We start from the raw sequence: 5,345 nt of genomic DNA on the forward strand, positions 1-5,345 counted from the left end.
GCTCAAACAGGTGTTCAATCAGATCAACATTGACGGCGGCGAACTGGTACACAACATCGAACTGCTCGAAACCCAGGGTGACCGAACCCTGTTGCGCATGCAGGACAGCACCAGCGCCCAACCTTTGAGCGATGCGGAGCAACATGACTTTGCCGAGTGAACGGATGCTGCCGCGGCTGTTCCTGGTCCTGCTGCTGGCGGTACTCGCACTCGCCGGTTGGCAGTGGCGCGACGGCACTCCGCTGTCGGCCAACCTGATGGAACTGGTGCCAGGCACCGCGCCGGACGCGCTGGAGCTGCGCGCCGAACAACGCATGCAAGAACCGTTGAACCGGGAAATGCTGGTACTGGTCGGCCATAAAGACCGTCAGCAAGCCATCGCCATGGCGCAAAAACTCGGTGAGCAGTGGCAGGCCAGCGGCGTGTTCGAAAAGGTCCAGTGGAACCTGCAAGCCGACTTGCCTGCGCTGCGCACGCAATTGCTGCAAGGCCGACTGGCGATGCTGTCCGCGGCCGACCGTCAGCAACTCATCGAGCATCCCGACGCCTTTATCCAGCAACGGGTACAAGCCCTGTTCGACCCCTTCACCGGGTTCAGCCTGGTGCCGAGCCAGGATGACTGGCTCGGCCTGACCGGGCGCATCCAGAACAGCCAGCCACAGCGCGGTTCGGTGCAGTTGGACATCGGCAGCGGCGTGCTGGTCGCCGATGCCGACGGCAAGAGCTGGGTGATGCTGCGGGCGCGAACCGTCGGCAACGCATTCGACATGAACCTGCCGCTGCAAGTGGCTGACCTGCTCCAGCACAGTCGCGAAGAAGCCGCCCAGGCGGATGTGCAACTGCTCGCTGCCAGCGGCCTGCTGTATGCCGCCAGCGGTCAACGGCAAGCCGCGCGCGAGATCACCTGGGTCGGTGGCGGCGCCACGATGGGGATTTTGTTGCTGCTGTTGCTGGCCTTCCGGCGTTGGCGGGTGGTGCTGGCGTTCGTCCCGGTGCTGGTGGGCATGCTGTTCGGCGCGGTGGCCTGCGTGGCACTGTTCGGTCAGATGCATGTGATGACGCTGGTGCTGGGCTCAAGCCTGATCGGCGTGGCGGTGGATTACCCACTGCATTACCTGTCGAAAAGCTGGAGCCTGAAACCCTGGCACAGTTGGCCTGCGTTGCGCCTGACCCTGCCAGGGCTGACGCTGAGCCTGATCACCAGTTGCATCGGCTACCTGGCCCTGGCCTGGACGCCGTTCCCGGCCCTGACCCAGATTGCCGTGTTCTCCGCCGCTGGCCTGCTCGGCGCTTATCTGTCAGCGGTGTGCCTGCTGCCGGCGCTGCTCAAGGGCGCGCAACTGCGTCCGGCGCAATGGCCGATGCGCATTGCCGAGTCTTTGCTGGCGCTGCGTGAATCGCTGCTCAAATACGTACGCACGCCGGTGTTGCTGGCGCTGTTGATCGCGTTCTGTGTTGGCGGTCTGTTGCAGTTGCAAACAAAAAACGACATTCGCCAATGGGTCGGCGCACCGCAGCAACTGACGGACGAAGCCCAGACCATTGCGCGCATCACCGGCTATCAACCCACCAGCCAGTTTTTCCTGGTGCGCGCGGCCAATCAGCAGGAGTTGCTCGAACGCCAGACGGCACTGAGCGAGCGCCTGGATCAGTTGGTCAACCTGGAAAAACTCCAGGGCTACCTGTCGCTCAACCAGTTGGTCAGCCCGCCGAGCGAACAGCGCAAAGTGCGTGATGCTCTGGGCAAGCTGCCGCAGTTCTGGCAACCGTTGCTCGAGCTTGGCGTGCCTGCCGACGCGCTGCAAGCCGAGTTGGTGAAGCTACAGGCGCTGCCCACCGAAGATATCGATGCGGCCCTGGCCGGCCCATTGGCCGAGCCCTACCGCACCCTGTGGCTGGGGCCGACCGATAACGGCGTGGCCGCGATGGTCAGCCTGCAAGGTTTGAACAATCCGGCGTTGTTGCGGGTCCAGGCGCTGGACTTGCCGGGTGTGCAACTGGTCGACCGCCTCGGCGACCTGAACAAGGTATTTGCCGCAACTCAAATCAGCGCCGCTGAATTGAAACTCGCCTCCTGCGTATTGATCGTGCTGGTGCTGATTCTGCCATTCGGTCTCGGTGGCGCACTGCGAATTGTCTCCCTGCCACTACTGGCGGCCCTGTGCAGCCTGGCAAGCCTCGGCTGGCTCGGGCAGCCGCTGACGCTGTTCAGCCTGTTCGGCCTGCTGCTGGTGACAGCCATCAGCGTCGACTACGCGATCCTCATGCGCGAGCAGATCGGCGGCGCCGCCGCGAGCCTGTTGGGCACCATGCTGGCAGCCGCAACCACATGGCTATCGTTTGGCCTGCTGGCGGTGTCCAGCACACCGGCGGTGAGCAACTTCGGCCTATCGGTGAGCCTCGGCCTGGCGTACAGCTTCATCCTGGCGCCGTGGGCCGGACGCCAAGTCCACACCGCCCCGGTTGCGGAGCCAGCAGCATGATGGTCGCGGCGTTCTGGGTCATGGCCCTGGTGTTGTTCGCCATGGCCACCCACGTCGGTCGACGTTTCGGTCTGATTCCGATCGTCAGCCAGTTGTTGCTGGCAACCTTCGGCCTGCCGCTGCTGATGTATTTCTGGATCGAACCAGGCTGGCATCTCAGCGGTGCCGACCTGATCTCGCCGGGTTGGCTGAAGAACCTCTACAGCCTGAGCTTTGCCTTGCTGCTGGGGCACATCCTCAGCGACGTGATCGACCTGCGACTGGATCGCCAGAGCCTGAAAATCGCCCTGCCGAGTTTCTGCATTCCCTTTGCCTGCGGGCTGGCGACAGCGGTCTGGTTACTGCCGCCACAGCCGTGGATCAGCTCGCTGGCGGTCGGTCTGTTGTTCGCCATCACCGCGATTCCGGTGTTGTACCTGTACCTGCGACACATCAACTACCCGCCCGCCGCCACCCGACGCCTGGTGCAGACCGCGATCCTGATCGACCTGACTTGCTGGACCCTGTTCGCGTTCGCCCAAGGCAGCCTGCACCTGAGCAGCCTCTTGCTGCCGCTGGCAGGCGCCTGTCTGCCGTTATTGCTGCGACTGCTCGGGTTGCGCCAGCCGTTGCTGCACAGCGGCTGCTTCTTCGCGCTGCTGGTGGTCGCCGAGCACTTCAAGCTCAATGCGCTGATTTTCGGCATCGGTTACCTGCTGTGCATGGCCGTGCTCAAGGTGTCGCTGGTACTGCCATTGCCAACGGCGTGGATGAGTCGTTTGCAGACCTGGATCGCCATCCCGTTGATCCTCACGTTCGGCATCGTGCAGATCAACGTGCACAGCGCCCTCGACAATCTCGGTGGGGTGCAACTGGCCGCGCTCCTGTTGTTGCCGATCGCCAGCAAATTGTTGGGCAACTGGCTGGGCCTCGGCTGGGCCGGCGTCTCGTTTGAAGGTGCCAGCCGCTGGCGGGAAAGCCTTTTACTGAATATCCGCGGCTTGAGCGAGATCGTCTTTCTCAACCTGCTGCTGCAACAACAACTCATCAGCCCCGAGCTGTATTTCGCGCTGATGTTGATGGGCCTGGTCGCAACCCTGCTGCCGGCACTCGCCGGCATGCACCGAATCCCTTTGAACATCGCCGCCCCGGCAAGGAGCACCCGTGCCAACAGTTGAAATGGAACGTCGTCAGGTGGTGGTGATCGGTGCCGGCCCCTCGGGCGCCATCGCCGCCGCGCTGCTCAAGCGCAAAGGCCATGATGTGCTGATGATCGAACGCCAGCATTTCCCGCGGTTTTCCATCGGTGAAAGCCTGCTGTCCCACTGCCTGGATTTCGTCGAAGAAGCCGGCATGCTCGACGCGGTCAATGCGGCCGGTTTCCAATTGAAGAACGGTGCGGCATTCGCCTGGGGCGATCAGTACAGCACCTTCGATTTCGGTGAGACGTTCAGCARCGGCAAGCCGACGACCTTCCAGGTTCAGCGCGCCGACTTTGACAAACTGCTGGCCGATCAGGCTGAACTGCAGGGAGTCGACGTCCGTTACGGCGAAGCCATCGTCAGCGTTGATTTCAGCTTGGCGAAACCGCAGCTCGATGTGCTTCGCGAAGATGGCAGCCAATACCGCGTCGAGGCCGATTTCGTGCTCGATGCCAGCGGCTACGGTCGCGTACTGCCACGCTTGCTGGACCTTGAGGCACCGTCGAACTTTCCGGTGCGTCAGGCGGTGTTCACCCACGTCGAAGACTGTATCGACAGCCCGGCTTTCGAACGGGAAAAAATCCTCATTACCACCCATCCGACCCAGCGCGACATCTGGTTCTGGACCATCCCGTTCAGCAACGGTCGCTGCTCGGTGGGCGTCGTGGCAGCCGCCGAACACTTCGCAGGCCGCACCGAGAATCTGGACGACTGCCTGCGCGGCTTTATCGCTGAAACGSCAAGCCTGGCCGGGGTGCTGAACAATGCGGTGTGGGATACCCCCGCGCGGACCATCGGCGGTTATTCGGCCAACGTCAAAACCCTGCATGGCCCTGGCTTCGTCTTGTTGGGCAATGCCGCGGAATTTCTCGACCCGGTGTTCTCCTCCGGCGTGACCATCGCCATGCGTTCGGCGAGCATGGCCGCCGGGGTGCTGCACCGCCAACTGCAAGGTGAAAGCGTCGACTGGCAGACCGAATTCGCCGAACCGCTCAAGCGCGGCGTCGACACCTTCCGTTGCTACGTCGAAGGCTGGTACGCAGGGACTTTTCAGGATGTGATTTTCTATCAGGGCGGTACAGAAGATATTCGCCGCATGATCAGCTCGATCCTCGCGGGTTATGCCTGGGATGAACGCAACCCGTTCGTCAGCGAAGCCAAACGTCGACTGCGGATGATCTCAGACCTGTGCGCCAGGGAAGCGACATGAGTTATTTGAGCGACAACTACGTCGAAGAAACCCGTTTCGGCTTCTGGTTCCTGCGCAGCCACACCTGGCAGCACCATGTATTGCGAGTGGCGATCAATGACTTGCGCAGCCTGTTCAGCACACCGTTGCCCAGCAATCCGGTCTTGCTGGACGCCGGGTGCGGCCAGGGCAAATCGTTCCAGTACCTGCGCCAGACCTTCGCGCCCAAGCATCTGATCGGACTGGATGCCGACCCTCACAGCCTGAACCTGAGCGGCGAAGAAGCGGCCCGCCAGGGCATGGAGGTAGAGCTGATCGGCAGTGACTGCGCGAGCATTAAAGTGCCGGACGCCAGTGTCGATCTGCTGTTCTGCCACCAGACCTTCCATCATCTTGTCGAGCAGGATCAGGCCCTGGCCGAGTTCTATCGGGTGCTCAAGCCGGGCGGTTATCTGCTGTTCGCCGAGTCCACCGAGGCTTACATTGATACGT

At 62.3% G+C, this 5,345-nt stretch carries 4 protein-coding genes and 1 pseudogene; all 5 read left to right on the top strand.

What is annotated here, in order from left to right; genetic code table 11:
• A pseudogene (locus AC1DLB_RS20220) lies at positions 1–160 on the top strand (outer membrane lipoprotein carrier protein LolA); the annotation flags it as partial.
• Positions 144–2,483, top strand: a complete 2,340-nt coding sequence (locus AC1DLB_RS20225; protein WP_018928596.1) for an MMPL family transporter — start codon at positions 144–146, stop codon at positions 2,481–2,483. The pseudogene AC1DLB_RS20220 and the gene AC1DLB_RS20225, both read left to right, overlap by 17 nt.
• Positions 2,480–3,640, top strand: a complete 1,161-nt coding sequence (locus AC1DLB_RS20230) for a cation:proton antiporter (RefSeq protein WP_064615941.1) — start codon at positions 2,480–2,482, stop codon at positions 3,638–3,640. The genes AC1DLB_RS20225 and AC1DLB_RS20230 overlap by 4 nt, the downstream gene beginning before the upstream one ends.
• Positions 3,627–4,874: an NAD(P)/FAD-dependent oxidoreductase gene (locus AC1DLB_RS20235; protein WP_477785522.1), complete on the top strand. Its 1,248-nt coding sequence runs from the start codon at positions 3,627–3,629 to the stop codon at positions 4,872–4,874. The genes AC1DLB_RS20230 and AC1DLB_RS20235 overlap by 14 nt, the downstream gene beginning before the upstream one ends.
• The coding region (locus tag AC1DLB_RS20240; protein WP_477785523.1) for a class I SAM-dependent methyltransferase at positions 4,871–5,345 on the top strand (475 nt) is incomplete at its 3' end. The genes AC1DLB_RS20235 and AC1DLB_RS20240, both read left to right, overlap by 4 nt.

Source organism: Pseudomonas sp. 05N434, assembly GCF_056396965.1.

What these genes read in the sequence shown, in the direction of transcription:
- AC1DLB_RS20230 (WP_064615941.1), top strand. Translation starts at nt 2,480, where the DNA reads ATGATGGTCGCGGCGTTCTGGGTCATGGCCCTGGTGTTGTTCGCCATG.
- AC1DLB_RS20225 (WP_018928596.1), top strand. Translation starts at nt 144, where the DNA reads ATGACTTTGCCGAGTGAACGGATGCTGCCGCGGCTGTTCCTGGTCCTG.